The organism is Gordonia hongkongensis (genome assembly GCF_023078355.1).
Lineage (GTDB): Bacteria > Actinomycetota > Actinomycetes > Mycobacteriales > Mycobacteriaceae > Gordonia > Gordonia hongkongensis.
In genome coordinates this window covers 3,088,044-3,110,423 of record NZ_CP095552.1, presented here as the reverse complement: position 1 = coordinate 3,110,423, position 22,380 = coordinate 3,088,044, and the positions used below count along the sequence as shown (strand labels likewise).

17 protein-coding genes and 2 pseudogenes are annotated in these 22,380 nt (G+C 69.3%); 15 read left to right on the top strand and 4 right to left on the bottom strand.

Features of this window, described 5'->3' with window-relative positions:
• Positions 1 to 94: 94 nt before the first annotated feature.
• Together MVF96_RS14210 and MVF96_RS14205 are read right to left on the bottom strand one after the other, a co-directional pair.
• Complete coding sequence (locus MVF96_RS14210) at positions 95 to 1,189, bottom strand: DoxX family protein (protein WP_068971017.1); 1,095 nt, start codon at positions 1,187 to 1,189, stop codon at positions 95 to 97.
• Positions 1,190 to 1,427: 238 nt separating this feature from the next.
• Positions 1,428 to 2,126: an MBL fold metallo-hydrolase gene (locus MVF96_RS14205; RefSeq protein WP_247449422.1), complete on the bottom strand. Its 699-nt coding sequence runs from the start codon at positions 2,124 to 2,126 to the stop codon at positions 1,428 to 1,430.
• A gap of 240 nt (positions 2,127 to 2,366) precedes the next feature.
• Between MVF96_RS14205 and uvrA the strand changes: the two genes are divergently transcribed.
• A complete protein-coding gene (uvrA, locus tag MVF96_RS14200; RefSeq protein ID WP_226513474.1) occupies positions 2,367 to 5,249 on the top strand; it encodes an excinuclease ABC subunit UvrA in 2,883 nt (960 codons plus the stop codon).
• 115 nt (positions 5,250 to 5,364) lie between these two features.
• On the opposite strand, the gene MVF96_RS14195 is transcribed toward uvrA, so the two are convergent.
• A complete protein-coding gene (locus MVF96_RS14195) occupies positions 5,365 to 5,652 on the bottom strand; it encodes a PspA domain-containing protein (protein WP_247449420.1) in 288 nt (95 codons plus the stop codon).
• Between the two features lie 73 nt (positions 5,653 to 5,725).
• Positions 5,726 to 6,151, bottom strand: a complete 426-nt coding sequence (locus MVF96_RS14190; protein ID WP_058253854.1) for a DUF1844 domain-containing protein — start codon at positions 6,149 to 6,151, stop codon at positions 5,726 to 5,728.
• 265 nt (positions 6,152 to 6,416) lie between these two features.
• Between MVF96_RS14190 and infC the strand changes: the two genes are divergently transcribed.
• The 14 genes and pseudogenes from infC (at position 6,417) to MVF96_RS14120 (ending at position 22,338) form a co-directional block, all read left to right on the top strand.
• Positions 6,417 to 7,058, top strand: a complete 642-nt coding sequence (infC, locus tag MVF96_RS14185) for a translation initiation factor IF-3 (RefSeq protein WP_162540013.1) — start codon at positions 6,417 to 6,419, stop codon at positions 7,056 to 7,058.
• A gap of 146 nt (positions 7,059 to 7,204) precedes the next feature.
• Positions 7,205 to 7,399 (top strand): 50S ribosomal protein L35, encoded by a 195-nt coding sequence (gene rpmI, locus MVF96_RS14180; protein ID WP_012834577.1) that lies wholly within the window; start codon positions 7,205 to 7,207, stop codon positions 7,397 to 7,399.
• A gap of 43 nt (positions 7,400 to 7,442) precedes the next feature.
• Positions 7,443 to 7,823, top strand: a complete 381-nt coding sequence (rplT, locus tag MVF96_RS14175) for a 50S ribosomal protein L20 (RefSeq protein WP_010844357.1) — start codon at positions 7,443 to 7,445, stop codon at positions 7,821 to 7,823.
• A 47-nt stretch (positions 7,824 to 7,870) separates the two neighbouring features.
• On the top strand, positions 7,871 to 8,680 hold the full coding sequence (locus MVF96_RS14170) for a TrmH family RNA methyltransferase (protein WP_247449418.1): 810 nt from the start codon (positions 7,871 to 7,873) through the stop codon (positions 8,678 to 8,680).
• A 46-nt stretch (positions 8,681 to 8,726) separates the two neighbouring features.
• Positions 8,727 to 11,207 (top strand): Tex family protein, encoded by a 2,481-nt coding sequence (locus MVF96_RS14165; RefSeq protein WP_272499261.1) that lies wholly within the window; start codon positions 8,727 to 8,729, stop codon positions 11,205 to 11,207.
• A 110-nt stretch (positions 11,208 to 11,317) separates the two neighbouring features.
• Positions 11,318 to 12,712 (top strand): acyltransferase family protein, encoded by a 1,395-nt coding sequence (locus tag MVF96_RS14160; RefSeq protein WP_065632026.1) that lies wholly within the window; start codon positions 11,318 to 11,320, stop codon positions 12,710 to 12,712.
• 124 nt (positions 12,713 to 12,836) lie between these two features.
• Positions 12,837 to 13,889, top strand: coding sequence for a phenylalanine--tRNA ligase subunit alpha (gene pheS, locus MVF96_RS14155; protein WP_078113158.1), 1,053 nt, complete (start codon positions 12,837 to 12,839; stop codon positions 13,887 to 13,889).
• 63 nt (positions 13,890 to 13,952) lie between these two features.
• Positions 13,953 to 16,429: pseudogene (pheT, locus tag MVF96_RS14150) on the top strand (phenylalanine--tRNA ligase subunit beta).
• Positions 16,430 to 16,487: 58 nt separating this feature from the next.
• Positions 16,488 to 17,537: an N-acetyl-gamma-glutamyl-phosphate reductase gene (gene argC, locus MVF96_RS14145; RefSeq protein WP_165629964.1), complete on the top strand. Its 1,050-nt coding sequence runs from the start codon at positions 16,488 to 16,490 to the stop codon at positions 17,535 to 17,537.
• The gene (argJ, locus tag MVF96_RS14140; protein WP_159370967.1) at positions 17,534 to 18,796 is read left to right on the top strand and encodes a bifunctional glutamate N-acetyltransferase/amino-acid acetyltransferase ArgJ; all 1,263 of its coding nucleotides are present in this window, start codon (positions 17,534 to 17,536) and stop codon (positions 18,794 to 18,796) included. Before argC ends, argJ begins: the two co-directional genes overlap by 4 nt.
• Positions 18,793 to 19,710, top strand: coding sequence for an acetylglutamate kinase (argB, locus tag MVF96_RS14135; RefSeq protein WP_159370966.1), 918 nt, complete (start codon positions 18,793 to 18,795; stop codon positions 19,708 to 19,710). The genes argJ and argB overlap by 4 nt, the downstream gene beginning before the upstream one ends.
• On the top strand, positions 19,707 to 20,900 hold the full coding sequence (locus MVF96_RS14130; RefSeq protein WP_137810674.1) for an acetylornithine transaminase: 1,194 nt from the start codon (positions 19,707 to 19,709) through the stop codon (positions 20,898 to 20,900). The genes argB and MVF96_RS14130 overlap by 4 nt, the downstream gene beginning before the upstream one ends.
• A complete protein-coding gene (argF, locus tag MVF96_RS14125; RefSeq protein ID WP_159370965.1) occupies positions 20,897 to 21,820 on the top strand; it encodes an ornithine carbamoyltransferase in 924 nt (307 codons plus the stop codon). The genes MVF96_RS14130 and argF overlap by 4 nt, the downstream gene beginning before the upstream one ends.
• A gap of 13 nt (positions 21,821 to 21,833) precedes the next feature.
• Positions 21,834 to 22,338: pseudogene (locus MVF96_RS14120) on the top strand (arginine repressor).
• Positions 22,339 to 22,380: the final 42 nt, after the last annotated feature.

The window sequence follows — 22,380 nt, the reverse complement described above, 5'->3', positions numbered from 1 at the left end:
CGCTGGCGGGTGCTCCGCGTCCGTGGTCGTGAGATCGGTTGTGCTCAGGGTCGTGCTCGTATCTGTTGCTCGTGCGCGTGGAGACCCCGAGGGATCAGCGACGTGCCTTGCGCAGACGCTTGCGACTCTGCTCGGCGGAGTCCTCGGCAGCTGCGGCGAGCTGGCGTGCGGTCTCGGCGAGCTCGGCCGACCGTGCGCGGGCGACGTCGGCGAGTTCGGCCGACCGATCGCGTGCCACGTCGGCGAACTCCGGTGCGCGCTTGCGGGCGGTGTCGGCGAGATCGGACGCACGGTCGCGGGCCGAATCGGCGATCTTCGGAGCCTTCTTCTTCGCCTGCTTCTGCGCCTTCGCGGCCTGCTTCTGGGCCTTCTCGGCCCGCTTCTGCGCTTCCTTCACGAGCTTCGGGCCCCGCTTGCGTGCCGTCTCGGCGAGATCAGACGAACGCGCGAGCGCCGTGTCGGCGAGCTCCGACGACCGGTGGAGAGCCGCGTCGGCGACGACCGGGGCGCGGTCCTTGATGCGATCCGCGACATCGGAGGCGGTCTCGGCGGCCTTTCCGGCCAACTCGAGGGAGCGCTTCTGCGCGGCTTCGGCGATCTCGGGTGCGTGCTCGCGGAACTTCGCCGCGGCGTCGGCGGACCGCTCGGAAACGATCTCGGCGCCGTCGTGGGTGCGCTCGACGAGGTGCTCCCAGGTCGACGACCCGGCGGCGGCACCGATCGGCAGCGCCGCGGCCACAGCGGATGCCTTCTGACGGCCGCGCCACGCGAGCGACGGCTTGCCCTCGGTGTCGACCGCCGCCAACAGGACTCCGCCGAGCAGGCCGACGTTCTTGATGAACGCGTTGCGCTGGGCTTCCTTCTTGACCGGGTCCGCCTCGTTCCAGAAGTCGGTGCCGGCTGCGGTCGTCGGGATCAGGGTGCCGGCCAGGACGACGGACGCGACGCGCGGGAACTTGCCGGTGGCGAGCAGGATTCCGCCGCCGATCTGGGCGGCGGCGTTGATCTGCACCAGGGTCTCGGTGTTCTCCGGGATCCGGCCGGCCACCTCGGGCGGGAGCGACGACCGGGCCTTGTCCACGACCGGCTCGGCGGACTGCGCGATCGGTTTGGGGCTCCGGATGGCGTCCACGCCGCTGGCGACGAACGCCGAGGCGAGGAGCGGACGGGCTATACGGCGGAGAATCATCGGTCACAACCTTCTTCAGTCGGGTTTGGCTATCGAGATCCGTCGGGTGAAGCGCGTTTCTGGCCCGTTCAACGCTACCCTGTCGCAACGAATCTGCAGGTCACTCGGCGTGCCGTGACCGGTTTGCGTACCTACGGGGCATCTGGGGTCACGACTCGCCGAACGATCCGAGGAACAGGTAACCGCCCGCGACGGCGACCAAACACTCCGGAGTCGACCGGCGTCGCCCGCTTCCGGATCACCAGCGGCGCTCACGCCATTCGGGGAGTGACCCGCGCTCGGCGCCCAGGGTCGTGTCCTTGCCGTGGCCGGGGTAGACGATGGTCGAGTCGTCGAAGCGGTCGAACAGCTTCGTCGAGACGTCCTCGAGGAGGGTGTCGAAGTCCTCCGGCTTCCAGGTCTTGCCGATCCCGCCGGGGAAGAGGCAGTCACCGGTGAAGAGGTGCACGGTTCGCTCGCCGCTGTCGTCGACGTCGGTGAGTGCGAGAGCGATCGATCCCGGGGTGTGCCCGACGAGATGGATTGCCTCGAACGTGAGGTCGCCGACCTCGAGGACGTCACCGTCGTCGACGAGGCGGTCGGGGGTGACCGGCAGTTCACCGGCGTCGAGGCGCCCCGCCGCGGTCGGCACCCCGGTGGACTCGGTGACGGCGGCCAGGGCCTGCCAGTGATCGAAATGCTGGTGGGTCGTGAAGATGAGCTTCGGTGTGCCCTCGACCGCCGACAAGACCTCGGTGATCGTCTCCGCGTCGTTGGCTGCGTCGATGATCAGCTGATCGCCCGTCGCACGCGAGGTCACCAGGTAGACGTTGTTGTCCATCGGGCCGACGGACAGCTTGACGATGGTGGCCGACGACAGCGTGCGGCGCTGTGGGGTCTTCGACTCGGAGAGGTCGCCGGTGTAGTCGTCGCTGATCGGTGTCGCTGGGGAGGTCATGCCGACAGGCTATGACAGCGGGCAGCCGGAATGTGACGGTCGCGACCATGAAACCCGGCGTGGCGCGCGTATCCTGGACCATCGGTTCGACGATGACACGCGGGCGGCGAGACCGATCGCCCGGTCGTCGGACTCCGAATCTCCCGGGGCGAGTGCATGGCGACGTTTCTGTCGGTGGCCGTCGGTACTGTGCCCGTGCGCCGTCTGTGCGCCCTGTGACTCGAGAATGTAAGGACTGCAGTGGTTGATCGTCTGATCGTCCGAGGTGCCCGCGAACACAATCTGCGCGGCATCGATGTCGACCTGCCCCGGGACAGCCTCATCGTCTTCACGGGGTTGTCGGGATCGGGCAAGTCGTCTCTCGCCTTCGACACGATCTTCGCGGAGGGGCAGCGGCGCTACGTGGAGTCACTGTCCGCCTATGCGAGGCAGTTCCTCGGGCAGATGGACAAGCCGGATGTGGACTTCATCGAGGGCCTCTCGCCCGCGGTGTCCATCGATCAGAAGTCGACCAACCGCAATCCCCGGTCGACCGTCGGCACCATCACCGAGGTCTACGACTACCTCCGTCTCCTCTACGCCCGCGCCGGCAAGGCGCACTGCCCGATCTGCGGCGAGCCCATCGCCAAGCAGACACCCCAGCAGATCGTGGATCAGGTGCTCGCGATGGACGAGGGCACGCGCTTCCAGGTGCTCGCGCCGGTCGTGCGTACCCGCAAGGGAGAGTTCGTCGATCTCTTCGCCGAGCTCCAGACGCAGGGCTTTTCCCGCGCCCGCATCGACGGCGTCGTCCATCAGCTGACCGATCCGCCGAAACTGAAGAAGCAGGAGAAGCACGACATCGAGGTGGTCGTCGACCGCCTGGTCGTCAAGTCCAGCGCCAAGCAGCGCCTGACGGATTCGGTCGAGACCGGTCTGCGCCTGGCCGACGGCATCATCGTGCTCGACTTCGTCGACCTCGAGGAGGACGACCCGGAACGCGAGCGCCGCTTCTCGGAGCGGATGGCCTGCCCGAATGCGCATCCGATCGCGATCGACGACCTCGAACCGCGGTCGTTCTCGTTCAACTCGCCGTACGGCGCCTGCCCGGAATGCGACGGGCTCGGCATCCGCAAGGAGGTCGACGAGGAGCTTGTCGTGCCCGACCCGGAGATGTCGCTCGCCGAGGGTGCGATCGCGCCGTGGTCGACCGGCCACAATGCCGATTACTTCCTCCGGTTGATGTCGGGTCTGGCCGATCAGATGAAGTTCGACATCAACACGCCCTGGAAGAAGCTGCCGATCAAGGCGCGTAGGGCCCTGTTGAACGGCAGTGACCACCAGGTCCACGTCAAGTTCCGCAACCGGTACGGCCGCACCCGCTCGTACTACACCGAGTTCGAGGGCGTGCTCTCGTTCCTCGCGCGTCGCATGGACCAGACCGAGTCCGAGCAGATGAAGGAGCGGTACGAGGGCTATATGCGGGACGTGCCGTGTCCGGCCTGTCAGGGTGCGCGCCTGCGCCCGGAGATCCTCGCGGTGACGCTCGACCACCCGGAGTTCGGGCCGAAGTCGATCGCCGAGGTGTGTGCCCTGTCGGTCGCCGACTGCGCCGATTTCCTCGACCAACTGCGGCTCGACTCCCGGCAGGCCGCGATCGCGGGACGGGTCCTCAAGGAGGTCCAGGCCCGCATCCGCTTCCTGCTCGACGTCGGACTCGAGTACCTGTCACTCGAGCGCGCCGCGGGTTCGTTGTCGGGCGGCGAGGCGCAGCGCATCCGCCTGGCCACCCAGATCGGTTCGGGTCTCGCGGGCGTCCTCTATGTTCTCGACGAGCCGTCGATCGGTCTGCACCAGCGCGACAACCGCCGACTCATCGACACGCTGACCCGTCTTCGGGATCTGGGCAACACACTGATCGTCGTCGAACACGACGAGGACACCATCCGCGCCGCCGATTGGATCGTCGACATCGGGCCCCGTGCCGGGGAGCACGGCGGGCACGTGGTGCACAGCGGCAGTTACAAGGACCTGCTGAAGAACCGGAAGTCGCTGACCGGTGCGTACCTCGCCGGTCGCGACACCCTGCCGGTGCCGGACATCCGGCGGCCGATCGATCGCAAGCGCCAGCTGACGGTCGTCGGCGCACGGGAACACAATCTCCGTGGCATTGACGTGTCGTTCCCGCTCGGCGTGATGACCGCGGTCACCGGTGTCTCGGGGTCGGGCAAGTCGACGCTCGTCAACGACATCCTGGCCACCGTGCTCGCCAACAAGCTCAACGGCGCGCGTCAGGTGCCCGGGCGTCACACCCGCATCAAGGGTCTGGACAACCTGGACAAGCTCGTGCAGGTCGACCAGTCGCCGATCGGGCGCACCCCGCGGTCGAACCCGGCCACCTACACCGGTGTCTTCGACAAGATCCGCACGTTGTTCGCGGCGACGACCGAGGCGAAGGTGCGCGGCTATCAACCGGGCCGGTTCTCGTTCAACGTCAAGGGCGGCCGCTGTGAGGCGTGCACCGGTGAGGGCACGATCAAGATCGAGATGAACTTCCTGCCGGATGTGTACGTCCCGTGCGAGGTCTGCCACGGCGCGCGGTACAACCGCGAGACCCTCGAGGTGCACTACAAGGGCAAGACCATCTCCGAGGTGCTCGACATGCCGATCGAGGAGGCCGCCGACTTCTTCGAGCCCGTCACCTCGATCCATCGCTACCTGAAGACACTCGTCGACGTCGGTCTGGGCTATGTCCGGCTCGGGCAGCCGGCGCCGACGCTGTCCGGCGGTGAGGCACAGCGCGTGAAGCTGGCGGCCGAATTGCAGAAGCGGTCGATGGGCCGGACGGTCTACATCCTCGACGAGCCGACCACCGGTCTGCACTTCGAGGACATCAAGAAGCTGCTCGCCGTGATCAACGGTCTGGTCGACAAGGGCAACACGGTCATCGTGATCGAGCACAACCTCGATGTCATCAAGACCGCCGACTGGGTCATCGACATGGGACCCGAGGGTGGCGCGGGTGGTGGAACCGTGGTCGGCGAAGGTACTCCGGAGGACATCGCCGCGACCCCGGGCAGCCACACCGGCAAATTCCTGGCCGAGATCGTCGACATTGGTCACGCGGTGGCGTCGGTCGGCTGAGTCGCCGAACGCGAATCGCCACTTCCGTTGTAGCAGCGCTGGTTTGCGAGTGGCGCGCGTCAACGGGAGTGGCGATTTGCGTGTTCGGAGGGGGAATGCGCGGCGGGGGAGTGTGCTACGAACCCATCGATTTGCGGATCTCCTCGAGTCGCTTCTTCGCGGCCTCGTCGCGTTTGCGCATCATCTCGTCGACGGACTGGCCCTCGGCGCTCGTCTCCGCCAGCTCCTGCGACCCGATCGCGGTGGTGATGCGGTTCTCGATCTTGTCGCGCACGAAGTCGAAGGTCGGGACGCCGCTGTCGGAGTAATCCGGATCGGGAACCGCTCCGGGCACCGGGCCGGTCGGCACGATCTCCGCATCGATGATCTCGTCGGACCGTCCGGGCTCCTCGGCATTCGTCATGGGTCCAGCGTAGGCCCTCCGCTGGTCGAGTAGCGCCGGCCGAGCGGAGCGAGGCCGCCGCGTGTCGAGGCCACTACCGCCGAGGCGCGCGAACCGGGCCGGTGTACTTCTCGCCCGGGCCCTCGCCGGGTTCGTCCGGGTATGCACTTGCCTCCCGGAACGCCAGCTGCAGGCCCTTCAGGCCGTCGCGGATCGGTGCGGCGTGGATGCCGAGATCGGCTTTCGACGCGTCGACGATGCCGGCCAGGGCGGTGATCAGGGTGCGGGCCTCGGGCAGGTCGATCCGGTCGGCCGGGGTCCCCTCGGCCAGGCCGAGCTTCTCGGCCGCCGCGCTCATCAGCATGACGATGGATCGGGTGATGACCTCGATGGCCGGAATATCGCCCAGGTCACGGACGTTGTCGGGATCGGTGTGCGCCGCATCTCCCAGGTCGGCGCCATCGCCCGTCGCACCCTCCGGGGGTAACGGTGCAGGTGACGAATAGGAGTTCTCGGCCATGGCTGTTAGACTCCCATAGCACGACCGCCCTGGTATGCGCCGGGGTCGTAAGTGGAGTTCCGCTCCCACCGTTCGACGCGAGGTTCTCGCAGTTGCACGGTCCGGTTCACGCCGATCGTCGCAGATCGCATCTCTGGATGCTGAGCTGTACGTCGTCGGCAGCGTGTGTCAGCACTGGCACGCGTGGACGAACCGGTCGGTATCGGAGCCCCGCGGACATCAGTCCCGGGGCTTCCTCGCTGAGGTGTCCCGCAGGTTCTCTTGCATACGTCCCTCGCCACGACGCGACGGTTACCACTGCAGGATTGAACAAGGAGGCCCCATCAGCACTGAGACCCGCATCAACGAGCGCATCCGCGTCCCTGAGGTCCGACTCGTCGGACCCAACTCGGAGCAGGTGGGCATCGTGCGTGTTGAAGATGCGCTTCGCTTGGCCTACGAGGCCGATCTCGACCTGGTCGAGGTGGCCCCGGACGCCCGTCCGCCGGTCTGCAAGATCATGGACTACGGCAAGTTCAAGTACGAAGCGGCCCAGAAGCAGCGCGAATCGCGTCGCAACCAGCAGATGACCGTGATCAAGGAGCAGAAGCTCCGTCCCAAGATCGACGACCACGATTACGAGACCAAGAAGGGTCACGTCATCCGGTTCCTCGAAGCGGGATCCAAGGTGAAGGTCACCATCATGTTCCGCGGCCGCGAGCAGTCGCGCCCCGAGCTCGGCTACCGACTGCTGCAACGCCTGGGCAACGATGTCGCCGACTACGGCTTCGTCGAGACCTCGGCCAAGCAGGACGGCCGCAACATGACGATGGTCCTCGCGCCGCACAAGGGTGCGAAGACCCGCCAGAAGGCGCAAGAGAGCCGTGAGCGTTCCGGTGGCCCGAAGGCCGCCCCTGACGCGAGCTGATCCGCGAGCACTGAGCGGACGAGAACTGAGTCGATCGGCCGGACGAGAGTCCGAACCGCTCCGGCCGAGATCACGACACGCGAACACGGGTACACACCGGACCTCGCCGGGTCCGGTGCCCGAGTTCGCCCGAGAAAAGGAAGAACATGCCGAAGAGCAAGACCCACAAGGGCACCGCGAAGCGCTTCAAGGTGACCGGCAGCGGAAAGATCGTCCGCCAGAAGGCCAACCGCCGCCACCTGCTCGAGCACAAGTCGTCCCGGCGCACCCGTCGTCTCGACGGCACCACCGTCGTCAGCGAGAACGACGCCCCGCGCATCAAGCGACTGCTCAACCGCTGACGCCAGCGACCCCAGACATCTGACAAGCAAAAGGATCTAACACATGGCACGCGTGAAAAGGGCCGTCAACGCCCAGAAGAAGCGTCGGTCCACCCTCGAGGCATCCAAGGGCTACCGCGGACAGCGGTCGCGCCTCTACCGCAAGGCGAAGGAGCAGCAGCTCCACTCGCTGAACTACGCCTACCGCGACCGTCGCGCGCGCAAGGGTGAGTTCCGCAAGCTGTGGATCTCGCGTATCAACGCCGCGGCCCGCGCCAACGACATCACCTACAACCGACTCATCCAGGGCCTCAAGGCCGCGGGTGTCGAGGTCGACCGCAAGGTGCTCGCCGACATCGCCGTGACCGATCCCGAGGCCTTCACCGGTCTCGTCGAGGTCGCCCGCAAGGCACTGCCGGCCGACGTCAACGCGCCGGCTGCCTGATTGCGCACCAGCACCCACGACCCGCGAGTCGCGCGGACGAACCTCCGATGACGGAGGTGCTGTCCGAGCGATCCTCGCGGGTCGTGTCGTATGCGAAGCTGCATCGCGCCGCCGAGCGGCGCGAGCACGGCCGCTTCCTCGCCGAAGGGGCGAATGCAGTCGCGTCGGCGCTCACCGTCGGCCGGATCGAGACGCTCCTGGTCGCCGACGAGGAGCAGTTCCGTCACCGCGATCTCGTCGAGACCGCCGCGGCGGCCGGCGTCCCGGTGTCGGTGATCACCGGCCGCGCCGCGTCGAAGCTGGCCGAGACGTCCACGCCCGCGGGCATCTTCGCGATCTGCCCGTTGCTCGACGTGCTGCTGGACGCCGTTCTCTCCGCCGGGCCGCGACTCCTCGCGATCGCGGTCGAGCCGCGGGAGCCCGGGAACGCGGGCACGCTCATCCGCTGTGCCGACGCGATGGGCGCCGATGCGGTGATCCTGCTCGGCGATGCCGTCGACCCCCACAACGGCAAGTGCGTCCGTGCGAGCGCGGGGAGCGTGTTCACGGTGCCCGTGGTGCGTGAGCGCGCCGTCGACGACGCCCTCGACGCCATCCGGGGGTCCGGCATCAGCCTTTTGGCGACCGCGGCCGATGGCGAGGTCGCCCTGGACGCGGCGGGCGACATCCTCTCCGGCCGCGTCGCATGGCTCTTCGGCAACGAGGCCCACGGCCTGTCGGTCGAGGTGCAGCGCTCCGCCGACCACCGCGTGTCGATCCCCATCCGTGGCCGCGCCGAGAGCCTGAATGTCGCTGCCGCGGCGGCCATCTGTCTGTACGAGAGCGCCCGTGTCCACGGCGCGGCGGGTCGCGTCTGACCGCTGTCCGAGTCGGCCGGTAGGGTCGGCGATCGTGTCAGAAACTGTGTCACCCGACTCCGCGCCCGAACCCGCACCCGCGACCCCCGGCTCGCCGGCCGCTGCACCCCAGACGGTGCCCGCGCCCGATCCTGCGGTCGTGAACTCCCGCATCGCGTCGGCGATCGCGACCGAACTCGGGGTGGGCGCCGGTCAGGTGCGATCGGCGATCGAGTTGCTCGACGGGGGATCGACGGTTCCGTTCGTCGCGCGATACCGCAAGGAGGCCACCGGCGGCCTCGACGACGCGCAGCTGCGTACCCTCGACGAGCGTCTCGGTTACCTGCGCGACCTCGAGGCCCGACGCCAGGCCGTCCGCGAATCCATCGCCGCGCAGGGCAAACTCGACGCCGCACTCGATGCGCGCATCCTCGAGGCCGACACCAAGGCGCGCCTTGAGGACATCTACCTGCCCTACAAGCCGAAGCGCCGCACCAAGGCCCAGATCGCACGCGAGGCCGGACACGAGCCGGTGGCCGATGCGCTGCTCTCGGACCCGACGACGGACCCGGCGACCTTCACCGCCGAGCAGCTCGACGGTGCCCGCGCGATCGCCGTGGAGCGGTTCGCCGAAGACGCCGACCTCGTCGGCGAACTCCGTGAGCTGATGTGGCAGACCGGAGTGCTGCGCACGGCGGTTCGCGACGGCAAGGAGTCGGCCGGCGCCAAGTTCGCCGACTACTTCGAGTTCTCCGAGCCGTTCACCTCGCTTCCGTCGCACCGGGTGCTGGCCGTGCTGCGCGGCGAGCGCGAGGAGATCCTGTCGGTCACCCTCGACGCCGACCCGGAAGCGGCCGACCGGCCCGCCGGCCCCGGACCGTACGAGCAGCGCATCGCCGCCCGGTTCGGCATCGCCGATCAGGGGCGTCCGGCCGACCGGTGGCTCACCGACACGGTGCGCTGGGCATGGCGGACCAAGCTGTTCGTCGGGCTGTCCCTCGACGTCCGGATGCGGCTGCGTCAGGCCGCCGAGGCCGACGCGGTCGCCGTGTTCGCGACGAACCTCAAGGACCTCCTGCTGGCCGCGCCCGCCGGGTCCCGTACGACGATGGGGCTCGACCCCGGTCTGCGCACCGGCGTGAAGGTCGCAGTGGTGAACGCGACCGGCAGGGTCGTCGACCACGCAACGATCTATCCGCACGAGCCCCGGCGCGACAAGTCCGGTTCGCTCGCCGTGCTCGGCGCACTCGTCGAGAAGCACGGCGTCGAGCTCATCGCCATCGGCAACGGCACCGCCTCACGCGAGACCGATGCGCTCGCCGGCGAGCTGCTGGCCGCGATCAAGGAGGCCGGCAAGAAGCCGCCGACGAGCGTCGTCGTGTCCGAGGCGGGTGCCTCGGTCTACTCGGCGTCGGCGTACGCGTCGAAGGAATTGCCGGACCTCGACGTCTCCATCCGCGGCGCGGTCTCGATCGCCCGCCGGTTGCAGGATCCGCTCGCCGAGCTCGTGAAGATCGATCCGAAGTCGATCGGGGTGGGGCAGTATCAGCACGACATCTCCGAGACCCTGCTCGCGCGCTCACTCGGGGCGGTCGTCGAAGACGCGGTGAACGCGGTCGGCGTCGACGTGAACACTGCGTCGGTGCCGCTGCTGTCCCGCGTGTCCGGCATCACCGCGGGCCTCGCGGAATCGATTGTCGCGCATCGTGACACCAATGGCGCGTTCCGGGATCGCAAGCAGATCACCGCGGTGCCCAGGCTCGGCCCCAAAGCTTTCGAGCAGTGCGCCGGCTTCTTGCGCATCGCCGACGGCGACAATCCGCTCGACGCGTCGAGCGTGCACCCGGAGGCGTACCCGGTCGTCACACGCATCCTCGAGAAGGTGGGCACCGATGTCCGGTCGCTGATCGGCGACACCGCGACCCTCACCAAGTTGCGACCCGAGGAGTTCGTCGACGAGACGTTCGGTCGTCCGACCGTCGTCGACATCATCGCCGAACTCGACAAGCCCGGGCGCGACCCGCGGCCGGAGTTCAAGACCGCGACGTTTGCCACGGGCATCGAGAAGGTCTCCGACCTGACCCCGGGGATGGTCCTCGAAGGTCAGGTCACCAACGTGGCCGCCTTCGGCGCATTCGTCGACGTCGGCGTGCACCAGGACGGCCTCGTCCACGTCTCGGCGATGGCACACCGCTTCGTCTCCGACCCCCACGAGGTCGTCAAGTCCGGCGACATCGTAAAGGTCAAGGTCATGGACGTCGACATCGACCGCAAACGCATCGGGTTGTCGCTGCGGCTCGACGACGAACCGGGCAGTGACGGCAAACCCTTCCGCGCGCCTCGCGGGCAAGGGCGGGAGGACAGTGCTCGTGGCGGCGGCAATCAGCCGCGGAGGAACGAGCAGCGTGGCGGCGGACGGGGCAACCCGGGCGGCCAGGGCCGGGGCGCTCAGGGGCAGGGCAACCGAGGCGGGAACCGGAACGATCGACGCCCGGCACCCAGCGGGGCGATGGCCGACGCGCTCAAGCGAGCCGGCTTCGGCAAGTAGGGTCGCGGCCCGGGCGGGCCGGTTGTGTGTTCGCGGATGCGGGGATTGCCGACCCCGAGCGAGTAGTTTCCCTCAGGCCGTCCCGGTCGCCGCGGTCGAGACTCGACGCCATGCCCAGCATCGTCTCGGGACGGCCGGCGTCGACCGGTCTGCCCACGCCTCGTGAACTCGCCGCCCTCACCGGGGACCGCGACCGCGTCATCGACCTGATCCGCATCATGTCGCTGGCGGTCGTGGTCGCCGGTCACTCGATCATGCTCACCGTCGACGTGACCGACGACTCGATTCATCTCGGCAACACACTCGGCGACGTGCCCGCACTGCAGCCGGCGACCTGGCTGCTGCAGGTGCTGCCGCTGTTCTTCTTCGCCGGTGCCGCCGCGGCGACCCGCGGCTGGACCTCGCGCGGCGACGGTGACACACCGACCGCCGGGCAATGGCTCGTCGCCCGGACACAACGCTTGATGCGGCCGGTGTTCTGGTACCTCGGAGCCGTCGCGGCCGTGTACACCGTCCTGTCCGGCACCGGTGCCACGGCGGCGGCCGACGTGGTCGCGCGTCTCGGGGTGCAGTTGCTGTGGTTCCTCGGCGCCTACCTGCTCGTACTGGCGGTGGTCCCGTTCCTGCAGCGCCTCCGGTCCGTCGGTGGTGTGCTGGCCGCCCTGGCGGTGTGTTGGGGGAGCACGGCGATCGTCGACGCCGTCCGACTGACGGACGGCCCCGCAGCGCTCGGCTACCTGAACTTCCTCGCCGTGTGGACGATCCCCGCGGTCCTCGGGGTCGCGTACGCCAAGAAGATCCTGCGGCCCGGGCTCGCCGTCCTCGCGGCCGCCGGTGCGCTGGCAGCCGACCTCGTCCTCGTCACGTGGGGACCCTACGAGGTCTCCCTCGTGACGGTGCCGGGCCAGCACCTGTCCAACATGAGTCCGCCGAGCCTGCTGCTCGCCGGCCACGCGATCGTGTTGTGCGCGGGCGCGATCGCGGTGCGCCGGTTCCTCGCGGTCGTGGCCGACCGTCCGCGCGTCTGGTGGTGGGTGGTGCTGGGCAACCGGGGCGCGATGACGCTGTATCTCTGGCATCTGCCGGTGCTCGCGGCGATCATCGGTCTGTGCGCCGCGGCCGGCATCGACCGCGGCGACGTCGGCGCGGCGTCCTTCCCGATGATCGTCGGGGCGCAGACCGTGTTGCTGCTCGCGGGCATGGTCCCGGTGGTCGCGATCCTGTCCCCACTCGAGAACCGGTCCCTGCCGTGGTGGGACGAACCGGTCGCCCGGCGCAGCGGACCGGTGCGGAACGCGGCCCTGCTGACGGCGCTGGCCGGGCTCGGCGTGGCAGTGCTGATGCTCGCGCGCGGCGGTCTGACCGGCGACGGTGTGTGGTGGCTGATCATGGGCCTCGCCTGTGCCACCTGCTCGCGTTGCCTCGCGGTTCCCGCCGGTCGTCCGACGGCAGCGCCAGGGCTTCCCGGTGACGACGCCTCCCTGCAGGTCAGCGCCCCGCGGTAGTCGACTACCCTCGACGGGAGTCATCGTCGGCGCCGGAGGTGTCCGTCGGCCCGTTGGGTCGGCGTGCACAGCGCGACGACGATGCCGACCATCCATCGATCGACGCACGAGGAGCACGCCCACCGTGGCCACTTCCGCCGACGCAACGGCATTCCCGGGACCCGACGACCTCGAGGCGGCCGCGACGTCGGCCATCGAGGACTTCGAGGCGGCGGCCGACCTCGATCAGCTCGCCGCGGCCAAGTCGGCGCACCTCGGTGACCGCTCGCCGATCGCACTCGCCCGGCGCGCGCTGGGTTCCCTCCCCAAAGAGGAGCGTTCCGAAGCCGGCAAGCTGGTCAACCAGGTGCGCGGCCGGGTGTCGGCGGCCCTGGAGGCGCGCACCGCCGTCCTCGACGCCGAACGGGACGCGGCGGTCCTCGTCGCCGAATCCATCGACGTGACCCTGCCGAGTGGTCGGCGCCCGGTGGGCGCGCGTCATCCCATCACCGTCATCGCCGAGCAGGTGGCCGACGTGTTCGTCGGTATGGGCTGGGAGATCGCGGAGGGCCCGGAGGTCGAGACCGAGCACTACAATTTCGACGCGCTCAACTTCTTGCCCGACCACCCCGCCCGGTCGATGCAGGACACCTTCTACATCGCGCCCGAGGGATCGCGGCAGGTCCTGCGGACGCACACCTCGCCGGTGCAGGTGCGCTCGATGCTGAGCCGGGACCTGCCCATCTACGTGGCGTGCCCGGGCCGGACGTTCCGGACCGACGAGCTCGACGCCACCCATACCCCGGTCTTCCATCAGATCGAGGGACTCGCCGTCGACAAGGGACTCACACTGGCGAACCTGCGGGGCACCCTGGAGACCTTCGCGCGGGCACTCTTCGGCCCGGAGACGACGACCCGCATGCGGGCGAGCTACTTCCCGTTCACCGAACCCTCCGCCGAGGTCGACGTGTGGTTCCCCGCCAAGAAGGGCGGACCCGGCTGGGTCGAGTGGGGCGGCTGCGGCATGGTCAACCCGAATGTGTTGCGCGCCAGCGGTATCGACCCGGATGTGTACTCGGGATTCGCGTTCGGGATGGGCCTGGAACGCACCCTGCAGTTCCGCAACGACATCTCTGACATGCGGGACATGGTCGAGGGGGACATCCGGTTCACCCTCCCGTTCGGTCCGGCCGCCTGACCGGCACCGCGCAGATCCCGCCCCGACGACTCCTCACGACGCGACGAAAGTAGTTGATACACAGTGCGTGCACCACAGTCCTGGTACACCGAGGTCCTCCGCGCCGGCGACCCGCAGTGGTCGGCGACCACCGATGAAGTCGACGCCGGTTTCGTCCGTGTCGGGTTCGAGATCGAGGACATCGAGGCGTTCCCGGAGATCACCGGACCGCTGGTGATCGGTCGCGTGGAGACGATCGAGGAGCTCACCGAGTTCAAGAAGCCGATCCGGTTCTGCACGGTCGCCGTCGGTGAGGACGAGCCCCGCGGAATCGTCTGTGGTGCACGCAACTTCGCCGAGGGTGACCTGATCGTCGCCGCGCTGCCGGGGGTCGTGCTCCCCGGTCCCTTCGAGATCGCCTCGCGTAAGACCTACGGCCGGGTGTCCGACGGCATGATCTGCTCGGTCTCCGAGCTGGGTATCGGCACCGATCACAGCGGCATCCTCGTGCTCGCGCCCGGGACCGCCGAACCGGGCGCGGACGCCCGCGAGGTGCTGGGACTCGCCGACGCGGCGATCGACGTCAACGTCACCCCCGACCGCGGCTACGCGTTCTCGGTGCGCGGCCTGGGCCGCGAGCTCGCGGGCAGCTTCGGGGTCCCGTTCGTCGATCCCGGACTCCGGGCCGCGGACCTGGCGGACGACGGGTCGGCCCCGGCGTGGCCGGTCGCCATCGACGAGAACTCCGGCGCGACGCGTTACACCGCTCGGGTCATCACCGGTGTGGACCCGACTGCGATCTCCCCGTGGTGGATGCAGAAGCGGCTCATGGTCGCCGGTATCCGCCCCATCTCCGCGATCGTCGACATCACCAACTACGTCATGATCGAACTCGGTCAGCCGCTGCACGCCTTCGACGCCGACCGTGTGACCGGAGCCGTCACGGTCCGGTCGGCCCAGCCGGGGGAGAAGCTCACCACCCTCGACGACACCGTCCGCGTCCTCGACCCCGAGGATGTGCTGATCGCCGACGAGTCCGGACCGATCGCCCTGGCCGGTGTCATGGGCGGCGCGAGCACCGAGGTGGGTCCCGAGACGACGACGGTGCTGCTGGAGTCGGCGACCTTCGATCCGGTTCGGGTCTTCCGCACCGCGAAGCGCCATAAGCTGACCTCCGAGGCCAGCAAGCGGTTCGAGCGGATCGTCGACCCCGAGATCACCGCGGTGGCCTCCGACCGCGCCGCCCGGCTGATCGTCGAGATCGCCGGCGGCCGGATCGCCTCACCGCTGTCCGAGACGCATGTCCAGACCCCGATCCGGTCGACGATCGCGATCGCAGCCGACGAACCGGACCGGGTCGCGGGCGTCAGCTATCCGCCGGGAACCACCCTGGCGCGGCTGACCGAGGTCGGTTGCGTGGTGACCGGGACCGACGAGCTGGACGTGTTCCCGCCCTCGTGGCGACCCGATCTGCGGCAACGCGCCGACCTGGTCGAGGAGGTCCTGCGTCTCGAGGGCTTGGAGGACATCCCCGCCGTGGTTCCGCGCGCGCCCGGCGGCACCGGACTCACCCCGGTTCAGCGACGCCGGCGCAGCGTGGGACGCACCCTCGCGCTCGACGGCTACGTCGAGGTCCTGCCGTATCCGTTCATGCCGGCCGGCGTGTTCGACCTCTGGGACCTGCCCGCCGACGACGAACGGCGACGCACCGTGAAGGTCCTCAATCCGCTCGAATCCGATCGCCCCGAACTGAACACCACACTGCTGCCGGGCCTCCTAGAGATGGCGGCCCGCAACATCGCACGCGGTCAGCGGGATCTGTCGCTGTTCACCATCGGTCAGGTCGTCATCGCCGGCGATCACGTCGCCGCTGTGGACGCGCTCGACGTCACGCGCCGCCCGACCGACGAGGAGATCGCGGCGCTCGACGCCTCGCTGCCCCATCAGCCGCTCCACGTCGGCGTCGTCCTCACCGGACTGCGCGATCCCGCAGGCCCCTGGGGCCCGGGACGCGCCGCCGACCACCTCGACGCCTTCGAGGCGGCGCGCACGATCGGTCGCGCGGCGGGGGTGACCGTCGAGCTCACCGCCGACGATCAGCGCCCGTGGCATCCCGGCCGCTGCGCGCGGCTGACGGTCGACGGCCGCACGGTCGGTTACGCCGGCGAACTCCACCCCGCGGTGCTCGAGCGGGCCCATCTGCCGAAGCGGACGTGCGCTGTGGAGATCGACATCGACGCACTGCCCTTGGACGCGCGACTCCCGGCGCCGTCGGTGTCGGTGTTCCCCGCGGTCCTGCAGGACGTCAATGTCGTCGTCGGAGGGGAGGTCCCGGCTGCGGACGTCCAGAAGGCGCTCGTGAGGGGGCCGGCGACTTGCTCGAGGACATCGCATTGTTCGACGTCTTCACCGGTGAACAGGTCGGAGCGGGCAACAAATCGTTGACGTTCTCGCTGCGGTTCCGCGCCCCGGACCGTACCCTCACCGAGGACGAGGCCAACGAGGCCAAGCTGGCCGCCGTCGACGCAGCCGCCGCGCGGGTGGGGGCCCGTCTCCGCTGACCCCATCGGCGTGTCACCCCGCCGTGAATTGATTTGCAGCCTGCTGCATAATGATCATATGGCTTCGACAAGCAAGGTGAGGGTGGCGGTGGCCGGCGCGAGCGGCTACGCGGGTGGCGAGATACTCCGGTTGCTGTGCGGGCACCCCCGTCTGCGATCCGGCGAACTCGAGATCGGCGCGCTCACCGCGGGTGGCAATGCCGGGACGCTCCTGGGTGCGCACCATCCCCATCTGCTCCCGCTGGCCGACCGGGTCCTGGAGGACACGACACCGGAGATCCTCGCCGGACACGACGTCGTCTTCCTGGGCCTGCCGCATGGCGCATCCGCGGTGATCGCCGATGCCCTGCCGCCGACGACGCTGATCATCGACTGCGGGGCCGACTTCCGGTTGCGCGACGCCGGTGAATGGACGTCGTACTACGGCGGAGACCACGCCGGGACCTGGCCGTATGGTCTGCCCGAGTTGCCCGGCAACCGGGAAACGCTCCGGGACGCGAGCCGGATCGCGGTGCCCGGTTGCTATCCGACGGTGTCGATCCTGTCGTTGCTCCCGGCCATCGCCGCGGGCATCGCCGATCCGCACGTGACCGTCGTCGCGGTGAGCGGGGCATCGGGTGCCGGACGGTCGCCCAAGGTCGACCTGCTGGCGTCCGAGGTCATCGGGTCCGCGCGGGCCTACGGCGTGGGCGGGGTCCACCGGCACACGCCGGAGATCTCCCAGGCGCTCTCGACCGCCGCGGAACAGCCGGTGACCGTCTCCTTCACGCCCATCCTCGCCCCGATGGCCCGCGGCATCCTCGCGACGTGCACCGCGCGCACCGGGGCCACCGCGGAGGAGGCCCGCGCGGTCTACGAGAAGGCCTATGCGGACGAGGAATTCGTGCACGTGCTGCCGGAGGGGCGGCTGCCTGCCACCGGTTCGGTGATCGGCTCCAACGCCGTCCAGCTCGGCGTGACCGTCGACGAACGCGCACAGACCCTCGTGGTCGTCGGCGCAGTCGACAACCTGACCAAGGGGACCGGTGGCGCCGCGGTCCAATCGATGAACCTGGCGCTGGGCTGGACCGAGAACGAGGGACTGAGCACCGTGGGAGTGGCACCGTGACCGGATCGCAGGGCAGCGCGGAAACAGAGCAGGACCGGATCGAGGGCGGCGCCCCCGGCGATCACCCGCGGCTCGTGCGGAACCAGGGCGTCACCGCGCCCCTGGGGTTCCGGGCCGCCGGAATCGCGGCGGGCATCAAGGCATCCGGTGCGCTCGACCTCGCACTCGTCTTCAACGAGGGCCCCGACCATTCCGCCGCCGGTGTCTTCACCCGCAACCAGGTGAAGGCGGCACCGGTGCTGTGGTCACAGCAGGTCCTCACCACCGGCCGGCTGCGCACCGTGATCCTCAACTCGGGCGGCGCGAACGCCTGTACCGGACCGGGCGGCTTCCAGGACACCCACAAGACCGCGGAGGCGGTGGCCGACGCGCTCAGCAACTGGGGGACCAGCACGGGCGCCGTGGAGGTCGCGGTGTGCTCCACCGGACTGATCGGCGACCGGCTGCCGATGGACAAGGTCCTCGCCGGGGTCACCGAGATCGTCCAGGACATGGGCGGCGGCCTGTCCGGCGGCACCGACGCGGCGCACGCGATCATGACCACCGACACCGTGCCCAAACAGGCTGCGCTGCACCACCCGCAGGGGTGGAACGTGGGCGGTATGGGCAAGGGCGCCGGAATGCTGGCACCGTCGCTGGCGACGATGCTGGTCGTGCTCACGACCGACGCGGTGGCCACCGCCGAGCAGCTCGACACCGCCTTGCGCAGGGCGACGGCACGCACCTTCGACCGGCTCGACATCGACGGCTCGTGCTCGACGAACGACACGGTTCTGCTGCTGAGCTCGGGCGCCAGCCAGATCCCGGTCGAGCAGAGCGATCTCGACGACGCGGTGTTCGCCGTCTGCGACGATCTCGCCGCCCAGATGATGGCCGACGCCGAGGGTGTCACGAAGCGGGTCGTCATCACGGTCACCGGGGCGCACATCGAGGACGACGCGCTGACCGTCGCCCGTGCCGTCGCGCGAGATTCGCTGGTGAAGACCGCCCTGTTCGGATCGGACCCCAACTGGGGACGCGTACTCGCCGCGGTCGGCGCCGCGCCGGTCACCGTCGACCCCGACCGGATCGCGGTGTCGTTCAATGGCAACCCGGTGTGCGAGAACGGTTTCGGGGTCGAGGGCGCGCGAGATGTGGACTTGTCCGGCCCCGACATCGCCGTCGTCGTCGACCTGAAGCTGGGAGAGTCGGCGGCCAGTGTCCGGACCACCGACCTCTCCCATGCGTACGTCGAAGAGAACTCGGCGTATTCGTCATGAGTGAGACAAAATCGGGCGTCCACCCGATCGACCCCGCGGCCGGCCTGGCCAAGGCGAAGGTCCTCGCCGAGGCCCTGCCCGCGCTGCAGCGACTCGCCGGTGCGACCGTCGTCGTCAAGTACGGCGGCAACGCCATGATCGACGACGAGTTGAAGAAGGCGTTCGCGGCGGACATGGTCTTTCTGCGCGCCTGCGGCATGCATCCCGTGGTGGTGCACGGTGGTGGCCCGCAGATCTCGGCGATGCTGAAGCGACTGGGACTCTCGGGTGAGTTCAAGGGCGGATTCCGGGTGACGACCCCCGAGGTCATGGACGTCGCCCGCATGGTTCTCTTCGGTCAGGTCGGGCGGGAGCTCGTGGGCCTGATCAACTCGCACGGACCGTATGCCGTCGGCATCACCGGTGAGGATGCCCACCTGTTCACCGCGACGCGGCGCACGGTGCTCGTCGAGGGGGTTCCCACCGACATCGGCCTCGTCGGCGACATCGCGTCGGTCAACACCTCGGCGGTGCTGGATCTGGTTGCAGCCGGCCGCATCCCGGTCGTCTCGACGATCGCGCCGGACCGCGATGGGGTGGTGCACAACATCAACGCCGACACCGCGGCCGGTGCTCTCGCCGAGGCGTTGGGGGCGTCCCGGCTGGTGATGCTGACCGATGTCGAAGGCCTGTACACGGACTGGCCCGACCGCGGATCCCTGGTGTCCCAGATCGACACCGACACACTCACCGAGCTGTTGCCGTCGCTGGACTCCGGCATGGTCCCCAAGATGGAGGCCTGCCTCCGCGCCGTCACCGGCGGCGTCGACCGCGCACACGTGATCGACGGGCGTGTCGCCCATTCCGTGCTGGCCGAACTGTTGACCGAGAGCTCGACCGGCACCACCGTCGTCGTGCCTGAGGAGGACGCATGACCGCGCCACTGCAGCAGCGCTGGGCACAGTCGCTGATGAACAACTACGGCACACCCCCGATCGCCCTGGTGGAGGGCTCGGGAGCGTATGTCACCGACGCCGATGGCAAGCGCTACCTCGACCTGCTCGGCGGGATCGCGGTGAACGCCCTCGGCCACGCCCATCCGGCGATCGTCGACGCGGTCACCCGCCAGCTCCAGACACTCGGACACGTGTCGAATCTGTACATCGCCCCGCCCGTCGTCGAACTCGCCGAGGCGTTGCTCGGCCGGTTCGGCCATCCGGGTCGCGTGTTCTTCTGCAACTCCGGCACCGAGGCGAACGAGGCCGCGTTCAAACTGGCCCGACGGACCGGACGGCCCGAGATCGTCGCGGCGGAGCAGGCCTTCCACGGACGCACCATGGGTGCGCTCGCGATGACCGGTCAGCCCGCCAAACGCACTCCGTTCGAACCGATGCCGCCGGGCGTCCGGTTCGTTCCCTACGGTGACGTCGACGCGCTCGACGCCATGGTCACCGACCAGACCGCCGCGGTGATCCTCGAACCGATCCTCGGCGAGGCCGGCGTCGTCGTGCCCCCGGCCGACTACCTGGCGGCCGCTCGCCGGATCACCGAGGAGCGCGGCGCGCTGCTGATTCTCGACGAGGTGCAGACCGGCGTCGCCCGCACCGGTACGTTCTTCGCCCATCAGCAGGTGGGCGTGGTCCCCGATGTGATGACGCTTGCGAAGGGGCTGGGCGGTGGCCTCCCCATCGGTGCGTGTATCGCCACCGGCCCGGCGGCCGACCTGTTCGGGCCGGGCCAGCACGGCACCACTTTCGGTGGCAATCCGGTCAGTGCGGCCGCCGCGCTGGCCGTCCTGAGGGTCATCGAAGCCGACGGTCTCCTCGATTCCGTTGCCGCGGTGGGGAAGTCGATCGCGACCGGCATCGAGGACCTGCAGCATCCGCTGGTCTCGCATGTGCGTGGATCCGGCCTGTTGCTCGGTGTCGTGCTGACGCAGCCGCTCTCGCAGCGCGTCGAGGCCGCCGCCCGGGACGCGGGGTTCCTGATCAACGCACCCGCGCCCGACGTCCTGCGCCTGGCCCCGCCGCTGATCCTCACCGAGGAGCAGGGACAGGATTTCGTGCGCGCGCTACCGACACTGCTCGACACCGCCGCCACATCGAACGAGGGGGACAAGCCATGACCAGACATTTCCTGCGCGACGACGACCTGACCCCGGCCGAGCAGGCCGAGGTGCTCGCACTCGCGGCCGAGGTCAAGGCGAAGCCGTTCGACTTCCGGCCGCTGGAGGGCCCCCGCGGGGTCGGGGTGATCTTCGACAAGAACTCCACCCGCACCCGGTTCTCGTTCGAGGTCGGCATCGCCCAGCTCGGCGGTCATGCGGTCGTCGTCGACGGCCGGACGACACAGCTCGGCCGCGAGGAGACCCTGGAGGACACCGGCCTCGTCCTGTCCCGCTTCGTCGACGCCATCGTGTGGCGGACGTTCGGGCAGGACCGGCTCGAAGCGCTGTCCTCGACCGCCACGGTGCCGGTCGTCAACGCGCTGTCCGACGAGTTCCACCCCTGCCAGGTGCTCGCCGACCTGCATACGATCGCCGAGCACAAGGGTCCGCCGGCGGGTCGGACGATGACGTACCTCGGTGACGGTGCGAACAACATGGCGCACTCGCTGGCGCTCGGCGGCGTCACGGCCGGCATGCACGTCGTCCTCAGCTCGCCGGACGGTTTCCAGCCCGACCCGGCGGTGATCGCCGACGCCGAGAAGCGTGCCGCGCAGACCGGCGGCTCGGTGACGCTCGAGACCGACCCCGTCGCCGCCGCGACGGGGGCCGACGTCCTGGTGACCGACACCTGGGTGTCGATGGGGCAAGAGGACGACGGAAAGGACCGCACGGCGCCGTTCCGGCCGTACCAGATCAACGATGACCTGCTCATGCATGCCGCCGATGATGCGATCGTGCTGCACTGCCTGCCGGCCCATCGTGGCGACGAGATCACGGCCTCGGTGATCGACGGACCCCGCAGCGTCGTGTTCGACGAGGCGGAGAACCGCCTGCATGCGCAGAAGGCGCTGCTGATCTGGCTGTTGGACCACCAGTGAGCGGACACCCACGATGACCGCCGGAGCCGAACCCTCGGAAAGCCGCCTCGCCGCCACCCGGGCGGGTCGTCATGCGCGCATCATCGAGATCCTGTCCACGCATCAGGTCCGCAGCCAGTCGGAGCTGCAGCGGTTGCTCGCCGAAGAGGGCGTCGACGCCACCCAGGCCACCCTGTCGCGCGACCTCGACGAACTCGGGGCCGTGAAGCTCCGGGCCGCCGACGGCGGCGCCGGGGTCTACGTGGTGCCCGAAGACGGTTCGCCCGTCCGCGGGGTGTCCGGCGGCACCGACCGGCTCGGCCGGCTCGTGTCGGACCTCCTGGTCTCGACCGACAGCAGTGGCAACCTCGCGGTGTTGCGAACGCCCCCGGGCGCCGCGCACTACTTGGCGGCTGCGCTCGACCGCGCGCCTGCCCGACGTCGTGGGGACGATCGCCGGGGACGACACGATCTTCGTCGTCGCGCGCGAGCCGCTCGACGGAGCGGAACTCGCCCGCCGGATCGAGGGCCTCGTGTAACCCTCGCCGCATCGACATTCTCGGTTCCGCCTCCGCGGAACC